Source organism: Bacillus sp. FSL K6-1366, from assembly GCF_037976695.1.
Taxonomy (GTDB): Bacteria; Bacillota; Bacilli; order Bacillales; family Bacillaceae; genus Bacillus; species Bacillus subtilis.
This window is the reverse complement of record NZ_CP150268.1, coordinates 2,344,753-2,366,206: the sequence shown is the minus strand read 5'-3', so window position 1 is coordinate 2,366,206 and position 21,454 is coordinate 2,344,753. Positions and strand designations below refer to the sequence as shown.

Below are 21,454 nucleotides of genomic sequence, written 5' to 3'. Positions count from 1 at the left end.
AAATTCTTCCAACTTGAGTTAAAGTATATAAAAAGGAATTTGAATCTAATGCGAAAATTCATTTTTCCTATTGTCTTTTCAAGTTTGTGTTTAGGTTTTATTCAGTACTTAATTGCTGGTGCTTATTCTGGAGTTTATTTGATTTCTATATTTGCTTGTTATTTTTTTGTACCTTATTTGATATTTGCACTTCCCTTACAATACTTTCTCAATAAGATTCCGAAGAGATATTCAATTGTTTATTTTATTTGCTCTTGTCTTTAGTAGCGAATTTTTTGATTTTTCATTCCCAGAGTATCCCGGAATACCCGCCATTAATTACAAGGCCGAAAGTATATTTTTATTGCTTTATAACAGCCATTGTGTATTGGTTTTGGGATTCAGTTTATACACAAAAGAAACGTTTTTAGCAGAGCAGGAGATATTGGTTGCTTTATATCCTTCTATGTTATTTCATGGCTTAAATAGAACACAAAAAGAGCAGACCTTTATTAGTCTTCCTTTTTTATCAATTAATCCCACTATTTAGTAGAGACACTTGTTAATGGATTTGTTAATTTCTCAAGTGTAATTCTGCTTTCTTATTATCCCCATCTACAAAACTACGAACATCAAACACAACTTCATATGTTCCTTTTTGGTTAGATAAACTAAAACGTGAAACCGTATCATCAAAAGGAACAGGATCTTCTTCTACAAGTTTATACTGCCATGAGATTCCAGGGCCAATGTATGGTTGAGAAATTTGAATCCCAAGATCTCCTCCACCAGAATAAAATGTTTTTGAACGCGTTTTAAACGTAGAGGATCCTAAGTAATCCCTCTCTCCTGCTCCTAAAACAGAGAATAGGCTTACATCATCAGAAATCTTTTTAATCTTCGGTTGTACTGTAGATTGATCGTTAATACCATCTTCTGGACCATCTTTTGCAACGACAGGATCTAATACATCAGTTCGTCCATCTTCCGAACCAATTTTATCACCTATCGGGTCGATTTCTTCAGCACTTACAGAATTAATACCAACACTAGACACAAAGAACCCAGCAACAATCGCACCTACAATGAATATTTTTTTCATTCCCTTTTCCCCCAAATAAATCATTTTATTTTTTCAATCGATTTAACAGGTACTTCCGGCGGATTGAGTATTAAGTCAATCCGTTGAACAGTGACAAAGACGACAGAAAAAATCAAGGAACAAAGAAAGGTTAGTAAAAGTATTTTCCACCAATTTAAGTTATTCATCATCTCTCCCTCTTTTCTTAATTGTTAATATTACCTATTTCCAATATTAAACACATTTAGGTAAAAAGTACGGGGGGAAAGGGAACATTTTGTTAAAATCCTTGAAGCATGTAAGTCAAAAAAATAAGCACCACAATTATGGTTACGACAATAATTGCTTCTTTAAAATAATTTTTGTCATCTTCTTATTCTTGTTTCTTCTTTTTAATTTCATCTCTATACTTTTGTTGAACTTCTTTCTTCTTATCATTTGTTTTCATGATTAAACCCCTTTGAATCCAATTTTATTTAGATTCATCATTCCATCCCCCCTTTCAATTTATTGCAATTTTAACGCGCAACAATTAAGTACACCAGTGTAAAAAGCCTCGGCTATTATCCTACTAACGATCACTCGCAATTGTAGATCTTAATACAGAATTGACGTTTAAGGGCACAAAAAAACAGCCCTTAGATTATTCCAAGAGCTGTTGCAATAGCGTTGATAGCATGCTTCTTTAACATATAAAATTTATCCGATTTAAAGCCAAGTTCCATATAAAAGTAGCAGATATAAAAAGGCTTTACAGCAAATCTTGAACGCCGATTCTAAAAATCTCAATCGCTTTTCAAGTTCTTCATCTGTCAGCTTAGAAAGATCTGGTCCGTGTCCTGGAACCATCCTGAAATCTTCCGTAAGACGTTTTATATCGAATCATTAGAGATATTTTAGGGCGAGAAGCTGAGTGGAAAATAATAAAAGAAAACCCTGCTGAAAATGTAAAGCGGCCAAAACAAAAATACAATGAATATGAAATTTATACTGAAGAAGAAATAAAGGAAATCTTTATGCTATTAGATGAACACGCTCCATTGAGGAACAGAGTTATGATTAAATTTGCGTTTACAGGTGGATTTCGTAGAGGAGAACTATTAGCAATCGATGAAACAGATTTATTTTTTGATACTAATGAAGTCAGAATTGATGAGTCTTTACAATATACAAAGAAGAAAGGTTATCGGTTTAAAGATCCTAAAAGTAACTCTTTCCGTAAAGTTACGATGCCGCCTGATGTAATTCAAGAAGCAGCCATTTTGCTACGGGAGATCAAGAAGAATAAATTACTGTTGGGTGAACTGTGGAGAGGAATAGATAAGCTTTTGTTATTTGGTGGGGATATGGGGCAACCCCAGTATCCTACCTCACCTAATACTTGGTGGCAGAGATTCACTAAGAGGCACAATATCAAGCCAGGACGTCTTCATGATATGAGACACTCTCACGCAACAATGTTAATAAATCAAATTGGGAAAGTACCTGGATTAAACATTAAAGCTATTTCTCAGAGGCTTGGCCATGCTAACGTCCAAACCACATTGAATATTTACACTCATGCTAACCGTGAATCAGATATTTTAGTTGCTGATGCAATCAATAATATATTTAAAACGGGGACATTTTAGAGAGATTCTCTAATTTGCCACCCGTATGACACCCACATATTTAGACAAAAAAATAACAGTTCCATATTTCGCGGAAACTGCATAAGATCAACGTATTTTAGATAAGCTTCCAAGCGGGCTCGAACCGCTGACCTCTTCCTTACCATGGAAGTGCTCTACCTGCTGAGCTATGGAAGCAATGGCTCCGCAGGTAGGATTCGAACCTACGACCGATCGGTTAACAGCCGATAGCTCTACCACTGAGCTACTGCGGAATAATATAAAGCTTCATAAACAAACATGGTAGAATTAATAAATCTGCTTGGCGGCGTCCTACTCTCACAGGGGGAAACCCCCGACTACCATCGGCGCTGAAGAGCTTAACTTCCGTGTTCGGTATGGGAACGGGTGTGACCTCTTCGCTATCGCCACCAAACAAATTGAGAGTGTTCTCTCAAAACTAGATAACAGGTGTGACATCATTCAAAAATATGGTTAAGTCCTCGATCGATTAGTATCTGTCAGCTCCATGTGTCGCCACACTTCCACCTCAGACCTATCAACCTGATCATCTTTCAGGGATCTTACTTCCTTGCGGAATGGGAAATCTCATCTTGAGGGGGGCTTCATGCTTAGATGCTTTCAGCACTTATCCCGTCCGCACATAGCTACCCAGCGATGCCCTTGGCAGAACAACTGGTACACCAGCGGTGCGTCCATCCCGGTCCTCTCGTACTAAGGACAGCTCCTCTCAAATTTCCTGCGCCCGCGACGGATAGGGACCGAACTGTCTCACGACGTTCTGAACCCAGCTCGCGTACCGCTTTAATGGGCGAACAGCCCAACCCTTGGGACCGACTACAGCCCCAGGATGCGATGAGCCGACATCGAGGTGCCAAACCTCCCCGTCGATGTGGACTCTTGGGGGAGATAAGCCTGTTATCCCCGGGGTAGCTTTTATCCGTTGAGCGATGGCCCTTCCATGCGGAACCACCGGATCACTAAGCCCGACTTTCGTCCCTGCTCGACTTGTAGGTCTCGCAGTCAAGCTCCCTTGTGCCTTTACACTCTGCGAATGATTTCCAACCATTCTGAGGGAACCTTTGGGCGCCTCCGTTACCTTTTAGGAGGCGACCGCCCCAGTCAAACTGCCCACCTGACACTGTCTCCCCGCCCGATAAGGGCGGCGGGTTAGAAGGTCAATACAGCCAGGGTAGTATCCCACCGATGCCTCCACCGAAGCTGGCGCTCCGGTTTCCAAGGCTCCTACCTATCCTGTACAAGCTGTACCAACATTCAATATCAGGCTGCAGTAAAGCTCCACGGGGTCTTTCCGTCCTGTCGCGGGTAACCTGCATCTTCACAGGTACTATAATTTCACCGAGTCTCTCGTTGAGACAGTGCCCAGATCGTTGCGCCTTTCGTGCGGGTCGGAACTTACCCGACAAGGAATTTCGCTACCTTAGGACCGTTATAGTTACGGCCGCCGTTTACTGGGGCTTCAATTCGCACCTTCGCTTACGCTAAGCGCTCCTCTTAACCTTCCAGCACCGGGCAGGCGTCAGCCCCTATACTTCGCCTTACGGCTTCGCAGAGACCTGTGTTTTTGCTAAACAGTCGCCTGGGCCTATTCACTGCGGCTCTCTCGGGCTTGCACCCTAACAGAGCACCCCTTCTCCCGAAGTTACGGGGTCATTTTGCCGAGTTCCTTAACGAGAGTTCTCTCGATCACCTTAGGATTCTCTCCTCGCCTACCTGTGTCGGTTTGCGGTACGGGCACCTCTCACCTCGCTAGAGGCTTTTCTTGGCAGTGTGGAATCAGGAACTTCGCTACTATATTTCGCTCGCCATCACAGCTCAGCCTTATGGGAAACGGATTTGCCTATTTCCCAGCCTAACTGCTTGGACGCGGATATCCAATACCGCGCTTACCCTATCCTCCTGCGTCCCCCCATTGCTCAAATGGTGAGGAGGTGGTACAGGAATATCAACCTGTTGTCCATCGCCTACGCCTTTCGGCCTCGGCTTAGGTCCCGACTAACCCTGAGCGGACGAGCCTTCCTCAGGAAACCTTAGGCATTCGGTGGAGGGGATTCTCACCCCTCTTTCGCTACTCATACCGGCATTCTCACTTCTAAGCGCTCCACCAGTCCTTCCGGTCTGGCTTCACAGCCCTTAGAACGCTCTCCTACCACTGTTCGAAGAACAGTCCGCAGCTTCGGTGATACGTTTAGCCCCGGTACATTTTCGGCGCAGAGTCACTCGACCAGTGAGCTATTACGCACTCTTTAAATGGTGGCTGCTTCTAAGCCAACATCCTGGTTGTCTAAGCAACTCCACATCCTTTTCCACTTAACGTATACTTTGGGACCTTAGCTGGCGGTCTGGGCTGTTTCCCTTTCGACTACGGATCTTATCACTCGCAGTCTGACTCCCAAGGATAAGTCATTGGCATTCGGAGTTTGACTGAATTCGGTAACCCGGTAGGGGCCCCTAGTCCAATCAGTGCTCTACCTCCAAGACTCTTACCTTGAGGCTAGCCCTAAAGCTATTTCGGAGAGAACCAGCTATCTCCAGGTTCGATTGGCATTTCACCCCTACCCACACCTCATCCCCGCACTTTTCAACGTGCGTGGGTTCGGGCCTCCATTCAGTGTTACCTGAACTTCACCCTGGACATGGGTAGATCACCTGGTTTCGGGTCTACGACCACGTACTCATGCGCCCTATTCAGACTCGCTTTCGCTGCGGCTCCGCATCTTCTGCTTAACCTTGCACGGGATCGTAACTCGCCGGTTCATTCTACAAAAGGCACGCCATCACCCGTTAACGGGCTCTGACTACTTGTAGGCACACGGTTTCAGGATCTCTTTCACTCCCCTTCCGGGGTGCTTTTCACCTTTCCCTCACGGTACTGGTTCACTATCGGTCACTAGGGAGTATTTAGCCTTGGGAGATGGTCCTCCCGGATTCCGACGGAATTTCACGTGTTCCGCCGTACTCAGGATCCACTCAGGAGAGAACGAAGTTTTGACTACAGGGCTGTTACCTCCTATGGCGGGCCTTTCCAGACCTCTTCATCTACCTCGTTCCTTTGTAACTCCGTATAGAGTGTCCTACAACCCCAAGAGGCAAGCCTCTTGGTTTGGGCTAATCCCGTTTCGCTCGCCGCTACTCAGGGAATCGCATTTGCTTTCTCTTCCTCCGGGTACTTAGATGTTTCAGTTCCCCGGGTCTGCCTTCTCATATCCTATGAATTCAGATATGGATACCACTCCATTACGAGTGGTGGGTTTCCCCATTCGGAAATCTCCGGATCAAAGCTTGCTTACAGCTCCCCGAAGCATATCGGTGTTCGTCCCGTCCTTCATCGGCTCCTAGTGCCAAGGCATCCACCGTGCGCCCTTTCTAACTTAACCGTTAAAAAGAATCACTATGTGATATCTTGTATTACTAATTGAATGTGATGTCTACTGTTATCTAGTTTTCAAAGAACACGTTTCGAAGGAATGATCCTTCAAAACTAAACAAGACAGGGAACGTTCTGTTTATAAGACCCAAGGTCTTATATTCCGTATAATATCCTTAGAAAGGAGGTGATCCAGCCGCACCTTCCGATACGGCTACCTTGTTACGACTTCACCCCAATCATCTGTCCCACCTTCGGCGGCTGGCTCCTAAAAGGTTACCTCACCGACTTCGGGTGTTACAAACTCTCGTGGTGTGACGGGCGGTGTGTACAAGGCCCGGGAACGTATTCACCGCGGCATGCTGATCCGCGATTACTAGCGATTCCAGCTTCACGCAGTCGAGTTGCAGACTGCGATCCGAACTGAGAACAGATTTGTGGGATTGGCTTAACCTCGCGGTTTCGCTGCCCTTTGTTCTGTCCATTGTAGCACGTGTGTAGCCCAGGTCATAAGGGGCATGATGATTTGACGTCATCCCCACCTTCCTCCGGTTTGTCACCGGCAGTCACCTTAGAGTGCCCAACTGAATGCTGGCAACTAAGATCAAGGGTTGCGCTCGTTGCGGGACTTAACCCAACATCTCACGACACGAGCTGACGACAACCATGCACCACCTGTCACTCTGCCCCCGAAGGGGACGTCCTATCTCTAGGATTGTCAGAGGATGTCAAGACCTGGTAAGGTTCTTCGCGTTGCTTCGAATTAAACCACATGCTCCACCGCTTGTGCGGGCCCCCGTCAATTCCTTTGAGTTTCAGTCTTGCGACCGTACTCCCCAGGCGGAGTGCTTAATGCGTTAGCTGCAGCACTAAGGGGCGGAAACCCCCTAACACTTAGCACTCATCGTTTACGGCGTGGACTACCAGGGTATCTAATCCTGTTCGCTCCCCACGCTTTCGCTCCTCAGCGTCAGTTACAGACCAGAGAGTCGCCTTCGCCACTGGTGTTCCTCCACATCTCTACGCATTTCACCGCTACACGTGGAATTCCACTCTCCTCTTCTGCACTCAAGTTCCCCAGTTTCCAATGACCCTCCCCGGTTGAGCCGGGGGCTTTCACATCAGACTTAAGAAACCGCCTGCGAGCCCTTTACGCCCAATAATTCCGGACAACGCTTGCCACCTACGTATTACCGCGGCTGCTGGCACGTAGTTAGCCGTGGCTTTCTGGTTAGGTACCGTCAAGGTACCGCCCTATTCGAACGGTACTTGTTCTTCCCTAACAACAGAGCTTTACGATCCGAAAACCTTCATCACTCACGCGGCGTTGCTCCGTCAGACTTTCGTCCATTGCGGAAGATTCCCTACTGCTGCCTCCCGTAGGAGTCTGGGCCGTGTCTCAGTCCCAGTGTGGCCGATCACCCTCTCAGGTCGGCTACGCATCGTCGCCTTGGTGAGCCGTTACCTCACCAACTAGCTAATGCGCCGCGGGTCCATCTGTAAGTGGTAGCCGAAGCCACCTTTTATGTTTGAACCATGCGGTTCAAACAACCATCCGGTATTAGCCCCGGTTTCCCGGAGTTATCCCAGTCTTACAGGCAGGTTACCCACGTGTTACTCACCCGTCCGCCGCTAACATCAGGGAGCAAGCTCCCATCTGTCCGCTCGACTTGCATGTATTAGGCACGCCGCCAGCGTTCGTCCTGAGCCAGGATCAAACTCTCCGATAAATGGATCACAGGTTAAGTTCACCGCATCCTGCGGCGACACCTGTGTGACCTGCGTCATACAGGCCCTAGTTTGACTGACTACGCACATCGCTGTGCGATTTATAAAAATGAATTAACAGGTACGTTTTGTCTTGTTTAGTTTTCAAAGATCATTACTGCCGCTTAACGAAGCAGCTTTATTACTATAACATTTAGCTTCTTTTAAGTCAACAACTTTTTTCAAAGTATTTAATGAAGCTTTTAGTTGATGTCAGCTGTTTATCAGCGACGAATAATAGTATATCACGGATATTATCAAAAGGTCAATACCCAATTTAGGCTGTATGTGAAGAGACATTTTATCGGTTATATTCAATTGTCCATGCTCATAAGATGTAAAACAAGAATGATGGACAAGATAAGGAGGCATCATCAGTGAATCACTTCTATGTGTGGCACATTAAACGGGTAAAACAATTAATTATTATACTTATCGCCGCATTTGCAGCTGCCAGCTTTTTTTATATCCAAAGAGCTGTCCCGCTTCCCGTGTTTTCAACTGACACCGGACCTAAAGCCATTTATAAAGGAGAAACAGACTCTAAAGATATTTCACTTACTTTCGATATCAGCTGGGGTGATGAGAGAGCAGAACCGATACTTAATACTCTGAAAGCAAACGGGATTAAAAACGCAACGTTTTTCCTGTCCGCTTCTTGGGCAGAACGCCATCCCGACACAGTGGCCCGTATCGTAAAGGACGGCCATCAAATCGGGAGCATGGGCTACGCTTATAAAAACTATGCCAATTTAGAGAGCAGCGAAATAAAAAAGGACATGAACCGTGCGCAAACAGCCTTTGAAAAGTTAGGGGTCAAAGACATACAGCTATTAAGACCCCCTACCGGCCAATTCAATAAGAATGTTCTAAAGGTCGCAAAGCAATACAATTATACAGTCGTTCATTACAGTGTGAACTCTCAAGACTGGACAAATCCCGGAGTTGAAAAAATCATCGACAATGTGACCAAGCAAGTTTCCGGTGGAGACATTATTCTTTTACATGCCTCCGATTCTGCAAAACAAACAGAAGAAGCATTGCCTGATATCATCCATCAGCTGAAAGAAAAAGGATTAAAAAATGTAACCGTGGGTGATCTCATCGCAAATTCTGATGCCAAATCCGCAGAGGTAAAGTAATTACTTTGCTGCAAACTTCGGCAGCATCAGCAATTGGAAGGCATTACATGCCATTAAAGGAAAAAGCATTAAATAAAGCCAGTCCTCATCATTTACTCTTAATGCAGGGAACCATTCTAATGCGGTAATCACAACCATCAAAAATAACGATGACACAAATGTTTTCTTAGAGGACTGCTTTTGCTTTATATAAGCTGTAATCACTCCAAAGATCAATAAAAACACCGGTAACCACGCATAGCCAGCCAGCGATTCTCCGCTCTCTCCAAAAAATAAAAAACGCACGTACATTAAATCAAAAGCAACAAATAGGATGAAAAACAACTGCAGCAAATTCCACAAAGAGGAGGACCTTAATATCTCAAGCGCAAACCGATGAACTGTTAAAAACACGAAAAAACCCATTTGGCTGATCACACTGAAAATCATGCCTACACCGATAAACCAAAATAAAACAGAGAAAATCTGTCCCGCTTCAAATGTCAGAAACAGCCCTCTATATTCTCCCCATTTTAAAGCAAAACCCACAATACTCGTGATAAGCGCCCCGACAGCTAAAATAGAAAAGAAAAAACGAACTAAACCACGGCTTTTCATTTCTTTATTCATCCCCTCAAAAATCGCGAACAGCGATATTTTGTTATGTATAATTCCAAACAGATGAATCATATTAAAGGTAAGACAAGTATGTGAAAGGAGCTTAAGCATGTCAAAAGCCAAAACGCTATTGATGAGCTGTTTTTTGTTATTATCTGTAACAGCTTGCGCTCCAAAAGACCAAGCAGCGGATATGGACTATGATCAGACCAAAAAAATGGTTGTTGATATATTAAAAACTGATGATGGAAAGAAAGCTATTAAGGAATTATTAAATGATGATGCCATGAATGAAGCGCTGGTGATTGACCAAGATGCAATTAAAGGAACAATAGAAAAAACACTCACATCTAAAAAAGGTGAAGAATTTTGGAAAAACATCTTTGAAGACACTGATTTTGCTGAGGGCTTTGCCAAAACTCTTCAGACAGAGCATGAAAAAGTGATTAAAAAGCTGATGAAGGATCCAGATTACCAGAAGATGCTGATGAGCGTGATGCAGGATCCCGGCATGGATAAAAAGTACAGCCAGCTGGCAAAAAGCCAAGAATTCCGCAGTTATTTAGAAGAGGTTATTAACGAAACACTTTCTAGTCCGCTTTACAAAAAGCAGTTCGAAGATGAGCTGAAAAAAGCAGCAAAAGACACAGCAAAAGAAAGTGAATAAAGGGAAAGCCGGGATCTGGAATCCCGGTTCACCTTTTATACCTGCACTGACATTTTTGCATCTATTTTTTTTGCGATGTCCTGATATATTTCTCCGATTGGATGATTTTCGTCATAAACAGACGGAGCAAATTGGTCCTTATCCCAATCGGGCTGTTTCAATGGGATTCTGCCGAGCAAAGGCACGTTTAGTTCCTCAGCCAGTTTATCTCCTCCGCCTTTTCCAAACACATATTCTCTTTCCCCTGTCTTTGCACTTTCATAATAAGCCATGTTCTCTATGACACCCACGACCTCATGATCGGTTTTAATCGCCATAGAGCCCGCTCTGGCCGCGACAAAAGCAGCTGTCGGATGTGGCGTAGATACGATAATTTCTTTGCAGCTCGGAAGCATTGTATGTACATCGAGAGCAACGTCCCCTGTACCAGGCGGAAGATCAAGAACGATATAGTCTACTTCTCCCCACTCTACTTCATGGAAAAAATTATTCAGCATTTTGCCGAGCATCGGCCCTCTCCATACGACCGGGGCATTTTCTTCTACGAAAAAGCCCATTGACATGACCTTTACTCCAAAGCGTTCAACAGGAAGAAGTTTCTCTCCTTCAATTGTTGGACGCACAGTGATACCCATCATGTCCGGCACACTGAACCCATAAATATCCGCATCAATTAAACCAACCTTTTTCCCTAGACGAGCCAGAGAAATAGCTAGGTTTACTGACACAGTTGACTTGCCTACGCCGCCTTTTCCACTTGCTACAGCAAGAAAGACTGGCGGGTTATCCATATTTAATAATGTTTTTTTCTCAGCTGACGGCGCCCGGAATTTAGCAACCGTTTCTTCAGGCAGCTCTTCAAATCGAAGGCCGACTGTCTCAGCTCCTGCCCCTTTTAATACGTTTACGATCTCTTGCTGAATCTGCATTTGTTCTGCAGTTCCTGTTTTTGCAAGAGCGACTTTTACACTGATATGCCGTTTTTCAGGCTTTATTTTAATTTCCTTAACGGCATCCAATTCTCCCAGAGGTCTTTGAAGAAAAGGTTCGCGCATTTCTCCGACTAGTTTTCTTACTTCATCTTCTCTTATCATCGAACCTCACCCTTTTGTGTATTCGTTTACAATTATTATTATATCATACATAAATGGCGGGTGTCTTATGCTTAGAACCACAAGAAAACCCTCCATTACTCCGGAGGGTCTCCTTTTTCTGTGAAATATCGCAAAATGCCTTTATATATGGAAGATGCCACCTTGTCTTGATATTTCGGTTTACCGAGCAGCGTTGCTTCGTTTGGATTGGATAAAAATCCGACTTCTATAAGCGCCCCCGGTTTGGTGACGTTTTGCATTAAGTAGATACCATGAATCCGCTTTGCTTTCCGGGTTGTGTTTTCCAGATTTCTTCTCAGCTCATCCTGGATGTATTTTGCGACTTTCTCATTTTCCGCATATTTCCCGTAATAAAAGCTTTGGGCTCCGCTCCATTTTTGTGACGGAATCGCATTAAGATGAATGCTGATATAGAGCTCCGCCTCTGAATGGTTTATTAATTTGACTCGTTGTCTTAGATCCTCAGCTTTTCGTCGACTATAGCCTTTTGTTCCTTCTGGAGCGAGATCAGTATCACTTTCTCTGGTCATGATAACAAGCGCTCCTTGTTCTTGAAGATAATCCCTGACTCTAAAGGCCACTTCCAGGGTAACATCCTTCTCTAACAGCTTTCCGCCGACTGCTCCGCCGTCAGGCCCGCCATGACCTGGATCTAGATAAATGATTTTACCGCTCAAGGGCAGGCTCCACGGCTTCCAAGAGTCGTTATTGCTGAACTGATATTTGAACAGAAATAGTAATACGATGAAGCCTAGCAAAAAACTGAGCCATTTAAGCTTTTTCCTCATCCCTTCCCCTCCCGCTTGTCCGTTATTACATAACTATGGGACAGGGCCGGGAAATATGATTACCGCATGCGAAGCTTACACTGTTTTTCTCTTTGAACAAACCCCGCTGTCCACCAATCTTTAATGAACTTGCGTGCCGCTTCATAAACCGTGTTTTTATCAAATGTTGCGTATTGCTCGTGTATCCAATTATAGAGATAATCAAAAAACTCCATACGAAGCTCTTCTTCTTCTCTTGCAGAGCGTGCACTGATACTCTGCATGGATTCTCCGTAATAGCCGAATATCCCAAAACGCCCGCCTAACAAATAGGCTTCTATAGCAAAATCAATACAGCCTTCGGTAATAATATCTCGCTCATCATGTAAAAATGGAAACAATGGTTCCAAACAATCCTTAACAGACTGGATAATTTGTCTCAGAGAGAGTTCTTTGAGCAAGTTCTTTTCTAATTCAAAATCCTTTTGGCGTTTCACATCCATAAAAGACAGTACTTCTGCCATATAAATTCACTCTCCTTTTACCGATTATTTTGAGGTTTGGATGATGAAACAATGCCCGAATTCGGTTGGAAATTCGCCCAAATGAAGGTGTAAAATCGATAAAAAATCAGCTTTCCGCAGGGTGCGGAACAAACGTTCTGTAATTGGTTATGAAAAAAGCAGCCCCTCTAACAGGTCGCTGCTTTTCATACTTTCACGCTTCTTGTTGCAGAATATGTATGGATATATTGGTCTAATACAAACCCGCCTTTATCTTCATAAAAACCAGTAACGATAAAACCGGCATCAATTTGGCCTTTGATTTGGTCTTCTAAGGAATGGCCGAATTCCAGAGCCTCATTATTTTCGATCAGTTTTTTCACTTTATGTTTCGGAAGATCTTCTGGGTCAGCGTATGGAATGGAGTGTTTTACTTTTAAAACACCTTGCTGTTCTAATTCTGTATCAAACAGAAATACAACAGGATTGACAAAACCCGAGATTAGAATGCCGTTCCTTTTCAACACACGGTGCGCTTCCTTCCATACCGGGAGGACATTCTCAACAAAAACATTGGCAACAGGATGTACAATGACATCAAATGATTCATCATTAAATACACTTAAATCGTCCATGCTTCCTTTGACAGTGTGTATCGTGAGACCATCTCGCTCAGCAATCATTCTATCCTGATTCAGCTGTTTTTCTGAGTTATCTAGTACGGTGACATCCGCGCCTGCGGCTGCCAAAACTGGACCCTGCTGGCCGCCGCCTGATGCTAAACAGAGTACTTTCAGACCTTTGATAGGCGGAAACCAATCCTTCGGTACATCTTTCATTGGTGTTACCCTTATATCCCAATTGCCTTTTTTTGCTTGTTCGATAACCTGCTGTTCAACAGCAACAGTCCATTCATTGCCTGTTTCTACTTTTTTATCCCAGGCTTTGCTATTATGAGCTACTAACGCATTCATGAATCTTCTCCTTACTTTAATGTATAGAGTATAACAAATATTTCTAGATTGATATCGCTTTCCCTTTGCATATTTAGAAAAAAGTTCATAAAAACGCAAAAAAATCACAAAGGAGATATGTGATTTATATCATCAGATTTACTTTTACTTCGTTACATAAAGCCATTAGCAATGAGAGCTATTGTTTCTCCGGGTTAAGAATCAGCAGTGAACTTTAACGGATGAGATACAGTGGTTAGATGAAGCTGGGCTGATCACATAACGATAATAAACATTGACCGAAGTTCCAATTGAATAAGAATGAAAGCTATCATGATTATTACAAAGAGACCGTTTATAAACAAACAATTTGCTTAACCCCGTCAAGCGTCCATTCAGTTGTTATTTTTATGCGGGCTGCCACGTTTTATTGAAAGAAAAAAGCTCCCAACCCAAGGTCGAGAGCTTTTTGAAAACGTAAAATTAACGTTTTGAGAACTGAGGTGCACGACGAGCGCCTTTAAGACCGTATTTTTTACGTTCTTTCATACGAGCGTCACGAGTCAGAAGACCTGCACGTTTAAGAGTTGTACGGTATTCTGGATCTGCTTCAAGCAAAGCACGAGCGATACCGTGACGGATTGCTCCAGCTTGACCAGATAAGCCGCCTCCATGTACGTTTACTAAAACATCATAAGTGCCAGCTGTTTCAGTCAAAGTTAATGGTTGTTTGATATCTTCGATTAAAGCTGCAGATGGGATATGTTCGCTGATTTCACGATTATTAACGACGATACGGCCTTCTCCTGGAACTAAACGCACACGCGCTACAGAGCTTTTACGACGGCCAGTACCGTAATATTGAACCTGTGCCAAATTGGTAACCTCCTTTTTAATTAACCGCGAAGTTCGTAAACTTCAGGTTTTTGTGCTTCGTGTGGATGCTCAGAACCACGGTATACGTTCAATTTTTTGAACATTTGACGACCTAGAGAACCTTTTGGAAGCATGCCTTTGATAGCAAGCTCAAGCATTTTCTCAGGGTAGTTTGTACGCATTTCAAGAGCAGTTCTTGATTTTAATCCGCCTGGATGTTGAGTGTGACGGTAGTAGATTTTGTCAGTTAACTTTTTACCAGTTAACTCGATTTTTTCAGCGTTGATGATGATCACATGATCTCCAGTATCAACGTGTGGTGTGTAAGTTGGTTTGTGTTTTCCGCGAAGGATAGCTGCAACTTCTGAAGAAAGACGACCTAAAGTCTTGCCAGCAGCATCAACAACTAACCACTTGCGTTCAATAGTACTTGCGTTAGCCATAGGTGTTGTACGCATTGAATTTCCCTCCTAAATGATCTGTCATTTTCAATAAACTTCGATTACGTTCTATTTCACAACACAATAAGTTCCGGGGCTTATCGTGGGGTTGAAATACATACCATATGATATCTTATAACTTTATGCAGACTCTGTCAAGAAAATATTATACACCTGGTTTAGTTGTCATAGTAAACGTTCCATAAATATAGCCCGTGCCCCGGCGCTGTGCGCCCTGCCGCTTCGCGATCCTTCGCTTCCAGCATGGATTTCACCTTATCGGGAGAAATTTTTCCAATACCTGCATCAAGCAAAGTACCCGCAATAATTCTGACCATATTATATAAGAAACCGCTGCCTGTGATCCGCATTTGCAGGCCGTCAGCCGTCTCAGTCCAATCAAGTTCGTATATCGTTCTTACCTTGTCCTGCACTTCTGTTTTAGCCGCGCAAAAGCTCGTAAAATCATGTGTCCCTATAAGATGCTTTGCCGCTTCTCTCATGTCCTGCACATTAAGGCGATATGAAAAATGGTAAGCGTAATGCCGTTTAAATACGTCCGGGTGTTTCTCCGTGTATACAAAGTAGCGATATTCTTTTTTGACTGCGCTAAATCGTGCATGGAACCCATCATCCGCAATTTCTGCCTGTTTGACTGCGATATCGTCCGGAAGCAGTGCATTTAAGGCATATGGCCATCTCTCAGCCGGGATAGACAGTGGAGTGTCAAAATGAATCACCTGTCCGGCTGCGTGAACCCCGCTGTCTGTTCTTCCAGACGAAACGACCGGAATTCTGTCTTTTGACTTATGCAGGACAGCCAAAGCCTTCTCCAGTTCATCCTGAACTGTTCTTTTGCCCGGCTGAACCTGATAACCGTTAAACAAATGTCCGTCATAAGAAATCGTGCATTTCAGTCTCATACAGCACCTCTAAGCCCTTAAGAAAAATAACAAAGCAGCTAATACAATTAAGCTGACAATGACAGAAGTGTCTTTCCCTGTCCATACAAGCTTTCTATATTTCGTACGTCCTTCTCCGCCTTGATAGCCTCTTGCTTCCATTGCCACCGCAAGCTCTTCGGCGCGTTTAAATGCGCTGACGAAGAGCGGGACAAGAAGCGGGACAATAGCCTTCACTCTATCTTTGACAGGCCCGCTTGTAAAATCAACGCCTCGCGCCATCTGAGCCTTCATGATCTTATCTGTCTCCTCCATCAGTGTCGGAATAAACCGTAAAGAAATTGACATCATAAGAGCCAGCTCATGAACAGGAAGCTTTAATTTTTTCAATGGGTTCAGCAGCTGTTCCATTCCATCGGTAATCTCAATCGGTGTGGTCGTAAGCGTTAATAAGGTTGTGATTAAAATCAAATAGACGAATCTAAGAGAAATGAATATCCCCTGAACCAGACCGCCCTCATAGACTTTGAAAAAACCTATTTGAAAGATAATCGGTCCTTCATGTGTCATAAGGATGTGAAGAAGGAACGTAAAAAGGACAATCCAGATGATTGGCTTCAGCCCTTTCATTAAAAAAGAGAAAGGAACTCTTGTTAAAGAAACGACGCCAATTGTAAATAAACCAAGCAACGCATATGTCTGAACATTATTGGCTAAGAATACAATGCAGACAAATAAAAAGATCGTGATCAGTTTTGTTCTGGGGTCAAGCCGGTGCACAAGTGAAGTCCCCGGTACATACTTGCCGATAATCATGCTGTCCATCATAAAGTCTTCTCCCCCTGAAAAAGAGCACGGATTTCAGCAGCGGCATCTTCGATTGTGAGCATAGGCTCATTAAATCTCACACCCAGTACAGCTTCAAGGTGTCTTTGGAATTTTATTGTTTCAGGAAGATCCAGCCCCCAGCCGGCCATCTCTTCACCCTTTAAAAACAGATCACGCGGACTGCCTGATGCTTGTATCGTTCCTTTATGCATAACAATCATTTCATCAGCGTATGCAGCTGCATCCTCCATGCTGTGTGTCACAAGGATCGTCGTCAGGTTCCCACGTTGATGAAGCTCATAAAACATGTCCATAATCTCTTTTCGCCCTCTTGGGTCCAATCCTGCAGTCGGTTCATCCAGAACAAGCACTTCAGGGTCCATTGCAAGTACGCCGGCAATTGCAACTCTGCGCATTTGTCCCCCGCTTAATTCAAAGGGTGACCTGTCCAAAAGCTCTTCTGATAAACCTACAAGCTGCAGCATCTCTCTCGCTTTTTGTTCAGCATCTTCTTTTTTAACACCAAAGTTCATCGGTCCGAATGAAATATCTTTAAGAACTGTTTCTTCGAATAATTGATGCTCAGGAAATTGGAAAACGATTCCGACTTTTTTACGAAGTTTTTTCAGTTCTTTATTCTTTTTCCCTGCCTGAATGACAGTGCTGCCTAGTGATATCTGTCCCTTCGTCGGCTTCAGGAGACCATTTAGGTGCTGAAGAAGAGTGGACTTACCAGAGCCTGTATGCCCGATAACGGCTACGTAGCTTCCTTCTTTAATCGATGCATTGATATCATACAGTGCTAGGCGCTCAAACGGCGTCTTCATCTGATAACGATGCTCTACATCTTTGATTGTAATATCCACAGCTCTTTCACCAGCCCTTCCTGAGTCAAATGGTTTTCTTCCAAAGCCAGTCCATTTTCTCTTAAAAGCTGGCTAAGCTGGAATGAGAAGGGTAAATCAAGCCCAATTCGAACAAGTTCTTTATTCAATTTAAAAATCTCTTCAGGCGGCCCTTCAGCATATTTTTTACCGCCATTCATGACAATGATCCTGTCTGCTTTTGCTGCCTCATTCAGGTCATGTGTAATGGATATGACAGTCGCCATGCCCTGCTCTTTTAAATGTCTTACCGTTTCAAGCACTTCTTCTCGCCCGATCGGATCAAGCATGGATGTTGCTTCATCTAAGATAATAATATCAGGACGTGCGGCAATAACCCCCGCAATCGCAACTCTCTGCTTTTGGCCTCCGGAGAGATGGTGCGGCTCTTGATCGAGAAAATCTTGCATATTCACCTGTTTTACTGCCCAGTCTACTCTCTCAATCATTTCTTCCCGCGGTACACCATTGTTTTCTAAACCAAAAGCCACATCATCGCGAACAGTCGTTCCGACAAATTGGTTATCCGGATTTTGAAAGACCATACCTATCTTCTTACGCACTTCCCAAACAGATTCCTCTGTCAATTGAATCCCGGCAACCTCAATGTCGCCTGATTCAGGAAGAATTAAACCATTCAATGCCCGGGCCAGTGTTGATTTCCCTGAACCGTTATGACCTACGATTGCAAGCCATTCACCCTCATACACCTGCAGGGAGACGCCGTCTAGTGCTCGTCTTTCTGCGTCCTTCCGATATCGAAATACGATATCCTCTACCGATATCAACTGATTTTGATTCATGGAAAACCGGCCTCCTCTCAGCTAATGCTCTGCTTTTCTCTCTATTAAAAGTTGCAGTATCTAAAAAAAGGGCATAGATCCAGTTAGAAACTGTCCCGCCCTTCTTTAGATACACAAAAATATGTGATTAAACCAATTCGATAATTGCCATTGGTGCTCCGTCACCACGGCGAGGACCAAGCTTCATAATACGTGTGTATCCGCCTTGGCGCTCCTCGTAACGAGTTGCAATGTCAGAGAATAATTTTTGAAGTGCATCTTGGTTATTTTCTTCGTTTGCAACCTCGTTGCGGATGTATGCAGCAGCTTGACGGCGAGCGTGAAGATCACCGCGTTTGCCAAGCGTGATCATTTTTTCAACTACAGAGCGAAGTTCTTTCGCACGTGTTTCAGTTGTTTCGATTCTTTCGTTGATGATCAAATCAGTTGTAAGATCACGAAGCATAGCTTTACGCTGTGCACTCGTACGTCCTAGTTTTCTGTATGACATGTGATGTCCCCTCCTTTATTGGAATGCTGTTTCTGAATAATAAACACACGAAAATCCTAGTTCACAAGGGAAACTAGTCAATCGTCTTTGCGAAGTCCGAGTCCAAGTTCTTCTAGTTTCGCTTTCACTTCTTCAAGTGATTTGCGTCCTAGATTTCGAACTTTCATCATATCTTCTTCCGTCTTGTTCGCAAGCTCTTGAACCGTGTTAATACCCGCACGCTTTAAGCAGTTGTAAGAACGAACAGAAAGATCCAATTCTTCAATTGTCATTTCAAGAACTTTCTCTTTTTGATCTTCTTCTTTTTCAACCATGATTTCAGCATGTTGAGCTTCGTCAGTTAAACCAACGAATATATTAAGGTGTTCAGTTAAAATCTTTGAACCAAGCGCAATTGCTTCTTTCGGTCCAGTGCTTCCATCAGTCCAAACATCAAGTGTAAGTTTATCATAGTTTGCAACTTGGCCTACACGAGTGTTCTCTACCTGATAAGATACACGAGAAACTGGTGTATAGATAGAATCGATCGGAATCACGCCGATTGGCTGATCGTCTCTCTTGTTTGCGTCAGCAGGCGTATACCCACGTCCTCTTTGAGCAGTAAGGCGAACTCGGAAACTCGCATTCTCACCAAGAGTCGCGATATGAAGATCAGGATTTAAGATCTCTACATCACTATCGTGTGTAATATCAGCTGCCGTTACAGTTCCTTCACCCTGTACATCAATTTCTAGCGTCTTCTCTTCATCAGAGTAGATTTTCAATGCAAGCTTTTTAATGTGTAAGATAATCGTTGTAACATCTTCCACAACGCCTTCAATTGTCGAGAATTCGTGCAGTACACCATCTATCTGGATTGATGTTACAGCGGCACCAGGGAGTGAGGATAAGAGGATACGACGTAAGGAGTTACCCAGAGTTGTACCATATCCACGCTCAAGTGGCTCTACGACAAACTTACCAAATTTGGCATCGTCGCTGATTTCAACCGTTTCGATTTTTGGTTTTTCAATCTCGATCATTACTTAAAACCCTCCTTCAAAACGTCGAAACCTCGAATAGAATCATATGAGATTCCATCCGAAATTCCCCATTGTTTAGTCCCGTATGTGCTCAGGCAACGAGTCGGTGCATTCGTTTCATAAATAACTGTATCATAACCCATTATTGACAGGGACACAAAATCTATACAAACAAATTACACGCGGCGACGTTTTGGTGGACGGCATCCGTTATGAGGAACAGGAGTTACGTCTCTGATAGCAGTGACTTCTAGTCCAGCAGCTTGAAGTGCACGGATTGCAGCTTCACGGCCTGAACCAGGTCCTTTAACAGTAACCTCTAGAGTTTTAAGACCATGTTCGATTGAACCTTTAGCAGCTGTTTCTGCAGCCATTTGCGCAGCAAAAGGAGTAGATTTACGAGAACCTCTGAATCCTAAAGCTCCGGCACTAGACCAAGAAATAGCATTACCATGAGTGTCAGTGATCGTAACGATCGTGTTATTGAAAGTTGAACGAATATGAGCAATTCCAGACTCAATATTCTTTTTCACGCGACGTTTACGCGTGTTAGATTTACGAGCAGCAGCCATTGTTTAAGAACCTCCCTTACTTATTTTTTCTTGTTAGCTACAGTACGACGCGGACCTTTACGAGTACGCGCGTTGTTTTTAGAGTTTTGTCCGCGAACAGGTAATCCTCTGCGATGACGGATTCCGCGGTAGCTTCCGATTTCGATCAGACGTTTGATATTAAGAGAAACTTCACGGCGAAGGTCACCTTCTACTTTCAGTTTGTCAATAATATCACGGATTTTACCAAGTTCTTCTTCAGTAAGATCGCGCACACGAGTATCTTCTGAAACTCCAGCTTCTTTTAAAACTTGCTGAGCCGTTGTGCGGCCAATTCCGAAGATGTATGTTAAAGAAATAACAACACGTTTGTCACGTGGGATATCTACACCAGCAATACGAGCCATTCTCTGGGCACCTCCTTATAAATTATCCTTGTTTTTGTTTATGCTTTGGATTTTCACAGATCACCATTACTTTTCCTTTTCTGCGAATAACTTTACATTTTTCGCAGATTGGTTTAACTGATGGTCTCACTTTCATGTGTTTCCAACCTCCTTCAGTTTCCGGAGTGCTTTATTTGTAACGGTACGTAATCCTGCCACGAGTTAAGTCATATGGAGATAATTCTACCGTAACTTTGTCTCCAGGTAAAATGCGAATGAAGTGCATGCGGATTTTACCAGATACATGAGCCAAAACAGTGTGGCCATTTTCAAGTTCAACTTTGAACATCGCGTTTGGCAGTGTTTCGACTATAGTACCTTCCACTTCAATTACATCGTCTTTCGCCATTCAAGTGTTCTCCCTTCTTCAAATCAGTAACTTGCTTTCTGACAAATTTCAAAAGAAGTTTGTCACACGCCCTGTTTCGTTTATACTGTTCTGAACTTCCGGAGATACGCAATCATAAAGGGTTAAATGATTGATATTCTTTTTCTTAGGAGAATGAAATGTACGCTTTTCTCCGTCTGCTGTTAGTACATTGATGATGGTTAAAATTCCAACGACAAGCAGCAAGATGAATTCGGTCTTGCCAATGTTCACCCAAGCTTTCTGCCCTATCAA

General features: G+C 43.5%; 23 protein-coding genes, 2 tRNA genes, 3 rRNA genes and 2 pseudogenes. 5 read left to right on the top strand and 25 right to left on the bottom strand.

Annotated elements, in window-relative coordinates:
• The first annotated feature begins 48 nt into the window (after positions 1–48).
• Together MHI44_RS12510 and MHI44_RS12505 are read left to right on the top strand one after the other, a co-directional pair.
• Positions 49–264, top strand: a complete 216-nt coding sequence (locus MHI44_RS12510; protein ID WP_250540516.1) for a UPF0715 family protein — start codon at positions 49–51, stop codon at positions 262–264.
• Complete coding sequence (locus MHI44_RS12505) at positions 249–410, top strand: hypothetical protein (protein WP_306799837.1); 162 nt, start codon at positions 249–251, stop codon at positions 408–410. Before MHI44_RS12510 ends, MHI44_RS12505 begins: the two co-directional genes overlap by 16 nt.
• Before the next feature lie 143 nt (positions 411–553).
• Here MHI44_RS12505 and MHI44_RS12500 read toward each other — a convergent pair whose 3' ends face one another.
• Together MHI44_RS12500 and MHI44_RS12495 are read right to left on the bottom strand one after the other, a co-directional pair.
• Positions 554–1,081, bottom strand: a complete 528-nt coding sequence (locus tag MHI44_RS12500) for a hypothetical protein (protein ID WP_029318121.1) — start codon at positions 1,079–1,081, stop codon at positions 554–556.
• Positions 1,082–1,340: 259 nt separating this feature from the next.
• Positions 1,341–1,508: pseudogene (locus MHI44_RS12495) on the bottom strand (hypothetical protein).
• Positions 1,509–2,076: 568 nt separating this feature from the next.
• Here MHI44_RS12495 and MHI44_RS12490 point away from each other — a divergent pair.
• Positions 2,077–2,691, top strand: a complete 615-nt coding sequence (locus MHI44_RS12490) for a site-specific integrase (protein ID WP_339202003.1) — start codon at positions 2,077–2,079, stop codon at positions 2,689–2,691.
• A gap of 104 nt (positions 2,692–2,795) precedes the next feature.
• On the opposite strand, the gene MHI44_RS12485 is transcribed toward MHI44_RS12490, so the two are convergent.
• From MHI44_RS12485 to MHI44_RS12465, 5 genes are all read right to left on the bottom strand, one after another.
• A tRNA-Thr gene (locus tag MHI44_RS12485) sits at positions 2,796–2,868 on the bottom strand.
• Between the two features lie 2 nt (positions 2,869–2,870).
• Positions 2,871–2,945: transfer RNA gene (locus MHI44_RS12480), tRNA-Asn, on the bottom strand.
• A gap of 45 nt (positions 2,946–2,990) precedes the next feature.
• Positions 2,991–3,106 (bottom strand): 5S ribosomal RNA (gene rrf, locus MHI44_RS12475).
• A 55-nt stretch (positions 3,107–3,161) separates the two neighbouring features.
• Positions 3,162–6,089 (bottom strand): 23S ribosomal RNA (locus MHI44_RS12470).
• A 170-nt stretch (positions 6,090–6,259) separates the two neighbouring features.
• Positions 6,260–7,809: ribosomal RNA gene (locus MHI44_RS12465) — 16S ribosomal RNA — on the bottom strand.
• The 16S, 23S and 5S rRNA genes sit together here with 2 tRNA genes alongside, the layout of an rRNA operon.
• A gap of 414 nt (positions 7,810–8,223) precedes the next feature.
• Here MHI44_RS12465 and pdaB point away from each other — a divergent pair.
• The gene (gene pdaB, locus MHI44_RS12460) at positions 8,224–8,988 is read left to right on the top strand and encodes a polysaccharide deacetylase family sporulation protein PdaB (protein WP_003235130.1); all 765 of its coding nucleotides are present in this window, start codon (positions 8,224–8,226) and stop codon (positions 8,986–8,988) included.
• Here pdaB and kbaA read toward each other — a convergent pair whose 3' ends face one another.
• Complete coding sequence (gene kbaA / locus MHI44_RS12455) at positions 8,989–9,585, bottom strand: KinB-signaling pathway activation protein (protein ID WP_004399693.1); 597 nt, start codon at positions 9,583–9,585, stop codon at positions 8,989–8,991.
• 109 nt (positions 9,586–9,694) lie between these two features.
• On the opposite strand from kbaA, the gene gerD reads away from it, so the two are divergent.
• Positions 9,695–10,252, top strand: coding sequence for a spore germination lipoprotein GerD (gene gerD / locus MHI44_RS12450; protein WP_003235126.1), 558 nt, complete (start codon positions 9,695–9,697; stop codon positions 10,250–10,252).
• Between the two features lie 35 nt (positions 10,253–10,287).
• Here gerD and salA read toward each other — a convergent pair whose 3' ends face one another.
• The 17 genes and pseudogenes from salA to MHI44_RS12365 form a co-directional block, all read right to left on the bottom strand.
• On the bottom strand, positions 10,288–11,346 hold the full coding sequence (gene salA / locus MHI44_RS12445) for an iron-sulfur carrier protein/transcriptional regulator SalA (RefSeq protein WP_003235124.1): 1,059 nt from the start codon (positions 11,344–11,346) through the stop codon (positions 10,288–10,290).
• Positions 11,347–11,441: 95 nt separating this feature from the next.
• Positions 11,442–12,155: an N-acetylmuramoyl-L-alanine amidase CwlD gene (cwlD, locus tag MHI44_RS12440; RefSeq protein ID WP_015252979.1), complete on the bottom strand. Its 714-nt coding sequence runs from the start codon at positions 12,153–12,155 to the stop codon at positions 11,442–11,444.
• 59 nt (positions 12,156–12,214) lie between these two features.
• Positions 12,215–12,658, bottom strand: a complete 444-nt coding sequence (locus MHI44_RS12435) for a YbaK family protein (protein ID WP_003235118.1) — start codon at positions 12,656–12,658, stop codon at positions 12,215–12,217.
• A 185-nt stretch (positions 12,659–12,843) separates the two neighbouring features.
• Positions 12,844–13,611 carry a class I SAM-dependent methyltransferase gene (locus MHI44_RS12430; protein ID WP_029317184.1) on the bottom strand — a complete coding sequence of 256 codons (768 nt, stop codon included), beginning with the start codon at positions 13,609–13,611 and terminating at the stop codon, positions 12,844–12,846.
• 462 nt (positions 13,612–14,073) lie between these two features.
• Positions 14,074–14,466, bottom strand: a complete 393-nt coding sequence (rpsI, locus tag MHI44_RS12425; protein WP_004399691.1) for a 30S ribosomal protein S9 — start codon at positions 14,464–14,466, stop codon at positions 14,074–14,076.
• Positions 14,467–14,486: 20 nt separating this feature from the next.
• Positions 14,487–14,924: a 50S ribosomal protein L13 gene (gene rplM / locus MHI44_RS12420; protein ID WP_003241966.1), complete on the bottom strand. Its 438-nt coding sequence runs from the start codon at positions 14,922–14,924 to the stop codon at positions 14,487–14,489.
• A gap of 161 nt (positions 14,925–15,085) precedes the next feature.
• Positions 15,086–15,829, bottom strand: a complete 744-nt coding sequence (truA, locus tag MHI44_RS12415) for a tRNA pseudouridine(38-40) synthase TruA (RefSeq protein ID WP_163189951.1) — start codon at positions 15,827–15,829, stop codon at positions 15,086–15,088.
• A 9-nt stretch (positions 15,830–15,838) separates the two neighbouring features.
• A complete protein-coding gene (locus tag MHI44_RS12410; RefSeq protein ID WP_029317183.1) occupies positions 15,839–16,636 on the bottom strand; it encodes an energy-coupling factor transporter transmembrane protein EcfT in 798 nt (265 codons plus the stop codon).
• Positions 16,633–17,502, bottom strand: a complete 870-nt coding sequence (locus MHI44_RS12405) for an energy-coupling factor ABC transporter ATP-binding protein (protein ID WP_046664349.1) — start codon at positions 17,500–17,502, stop codon at positions 16,633–16,635. Before MHI44_RS12405 ends, MHI44_RS12410 begins: the two co-directional genes overlap by 4 nt.
• Positions 17,478–18,323: an energy-coupling factor ABC transporter ATP-binding protein gene (locus MHI44_RS12400; RefSeq protein WP_339202002.1), complete on the bottom strand. Its 846-nt coding sequence runs from the start codon at positions 18,321–18,323 to the stop codon at positions 17,478–17,480. Before MHI44_RS12400 ends, MHI44_RS12405 begins: the two co-directional genes overlap by 25 nt.
• Positions 18,324–18,450: 127 nt before the next feature.
• On the bottom strand, positions 18,451–18,813 hold the full coding sequence (gene rplQ / locus MHI44_RS12395) for a 50S ribosomal protein L17 (protein WP_003225836.1): 363 nt from the start codon (positions 18,811–18,813) through the stop codon (positions 18,451–18,453).
• A gap of 77 nt (positions 18,814–18,890) precedes the next feature.
• Positions 18,891–19,835 (bottom strand): DNA-directed RNA polymerase subunit alpha, encoded by a 945-nt coding sequence (locus MHI44_RS12390; protein ID WP_003225835.1) that lies wholly within the window; start codon positions 19,833–19,835, stop codon positions 18,891–18,893.
• A 176-nt stretch (positions 19,836–20,011) separates the two neighbouring features.
• Positions 20,012–20,407, bottom strand: coding sequence for a 30S ribosomal protein S11 (rpsK, locus tag MHI44_RS12385; RefSeq protein WP_009966385.1), 396 nt, complete (start codon positions 20,405–20,407; stop codon positions 20,012–20,014).
• Between the two features lie 20 nt (positions 20,408–20,427).
• Positions 20,428–20,793: a 30S ribosomal protein S13 gene (gene rpsM / locus MHI44_RS12380; RefSeq protein WP_003235095.1), complete on the bottom strand. Its 366-nt coding sequence runs from the start codon at positions 20,791–20,793 to the stop codon at positions 20,428–20,430.
• 22 nt (positions 20,794–20,815) lie between these two features.
• Entirely contained in the window at positions 20,816–20,929 is a 114-nt protein-coding gene (gene rpmJ / locus MHI44_RS12375; RefSeq protein ID WP_003156543.1) for a 50S ribosomal protein L36, read from the bottom strand.
• Positions 20,930–20,962: 33 nt separating this feature from the next.
• Positions 20,963–21,181: a translation initiation factor IF-1 gene (gene infA, locus MHI44_RS12370; RefSeq protein ID WP_003156508.1), complete on the bottom strand. Its 219-nt coding sequence runs from the start codon at positions 21,179–21,181 to the stop codon at positions 20,963–20,965.
• Positions 21,159–21,427, bottom strand: a pseudogene (locus MHI44_RS12365) (ribosome-binding protein ybzG). The gene infA and the pseudogene MHI44_RS12365 overlap by 23 nt, the downstream one beginning before the upstream one ends.
• Between the last annotated feature and the right edge of the window lie 27 nt (positions 21,428–21,454).

Coding starts and splice junctions, on each gene's coding strand:
- MHI44_RS12510 (WP_250540516.1), top strand. CDS start 49: ATGCGAAAATTCATTTTTCCTATTGTCTTTTCAAGTTTGTGTTTAGGT.
- MHI44_RS12500 (WP_029318121.1), bottom strand. CDS start 1,081: ATGAAAAAAATATTCATTGTAGGTGCGATTGTTGCTGGGTTCTTTGTG.
- MHI44_RS12490 (WP_339202003.1), top strand. CDS start 2,077: ATGCTATTAGATGAACACGCTCCATTGAGGAACAGAGTTATGATTAAA.
- kbaA (WP_004399693.1), bottom strand. CDS start 9,585: ATGAAAAGCCGTGGTTTAGTTCGTTTTTTCTTTTCTATTTTAGCTGTC.
- gerD (WP_003235126.1), top strand. CDS start 9,695: ATGTCAAAAGCCAAAACGCTATTGATGAGCTGTTTTTTGTTATTATCT.
- salA (WP_003235124.1), bottom strand. CDS start 11,346: ATGATAAGAGAAGATGAAGTAAGAAAACTAGTCGGAGAAATGCGCGAA.
- cwlD (WP_015252979.1), bottom strand. CDS start 12,155: ATGAGGAAAAAGCTTAAATGGCTCAGTTTTTTGCTAGGCTTCATCGTA.
- MHI44_RS12435 (WP_003235118.1), bottom strand. CDS start 12,658: ATGGCAGAAGTACTGTCTTTTATGGATGTGAAACGCCAAAAGGATTTT.
- MHI44_RS12430 (WP_029317184.1), bottom strand. CDS start 13,611: ATGAATGCGTTAGTAGCTCATAATAGCAAAGCCTGGGATAAAAAAGTA.
- rplM (WP_003241966.1), bottom strand. CDS start 14,924: ATGCGTACAACACCTATGGCTAACGCAAGTACTATTGAACGCAAGTGG.
- truA (WP_163189951.1), bottom strand. CDS start 15,829: ATGAGACTGAAATGCACGATTTCTTATGACGGACATTTGTTTAACGGT.
- MHI44_RS12410 (WP_029317183.1), bottom strand. CDS start 16,636: ATGATGGACAGCATGATTATCGGCAAGTATGTACCGGGGACTTCACTT.
- MHI44_RS12400 (WP_339202002.1), bottom strand. CDS start 18,323: ATGAATCAAAATCAGTTGATATCGGTAGAGGATATCGTATTTCGATAT.
- rplQ (WP_003225836.1), bottom strand. CDS start 18,813: ATGTCATACAGAAAACTAGGACGTACGAGTGCACAGCGTAAAGCTATG.
- MHI44_RS12390 (WP_003225835.1), bottom strand. CDS start 19,835: ATGATCGAGATTGAAAAACCAAAAATCGAAACGGTTGAAATCAGCGAC.
- rpsK (WP_009966385.1), bottom strand. CDS start 20,407: ATGGCTGCTGCTCGTAAATCTAACACGCGTAAACGTCGCGTGAAAAAG.
- rpsM (WP_003235095.1), bottom strand. CDS start 20,793: ATGGCTCGTATTGCTGGTGTAGATATCCCACGTGACAAACGTGTTGTT.
- rpmJ (WP_003156543.1), bottom strand. CDS start 20,929: ATGAAAGTGAGACCATCAGTTAAACCAATCTGCGAAAAATGTAAAGTT.
- infA (WP_003156508.1), bottom strand. CDS start 21,181: ATGGCGAAAGACGATGTAATTGAAGTGGAAGGTACTATAGTCGAAACA.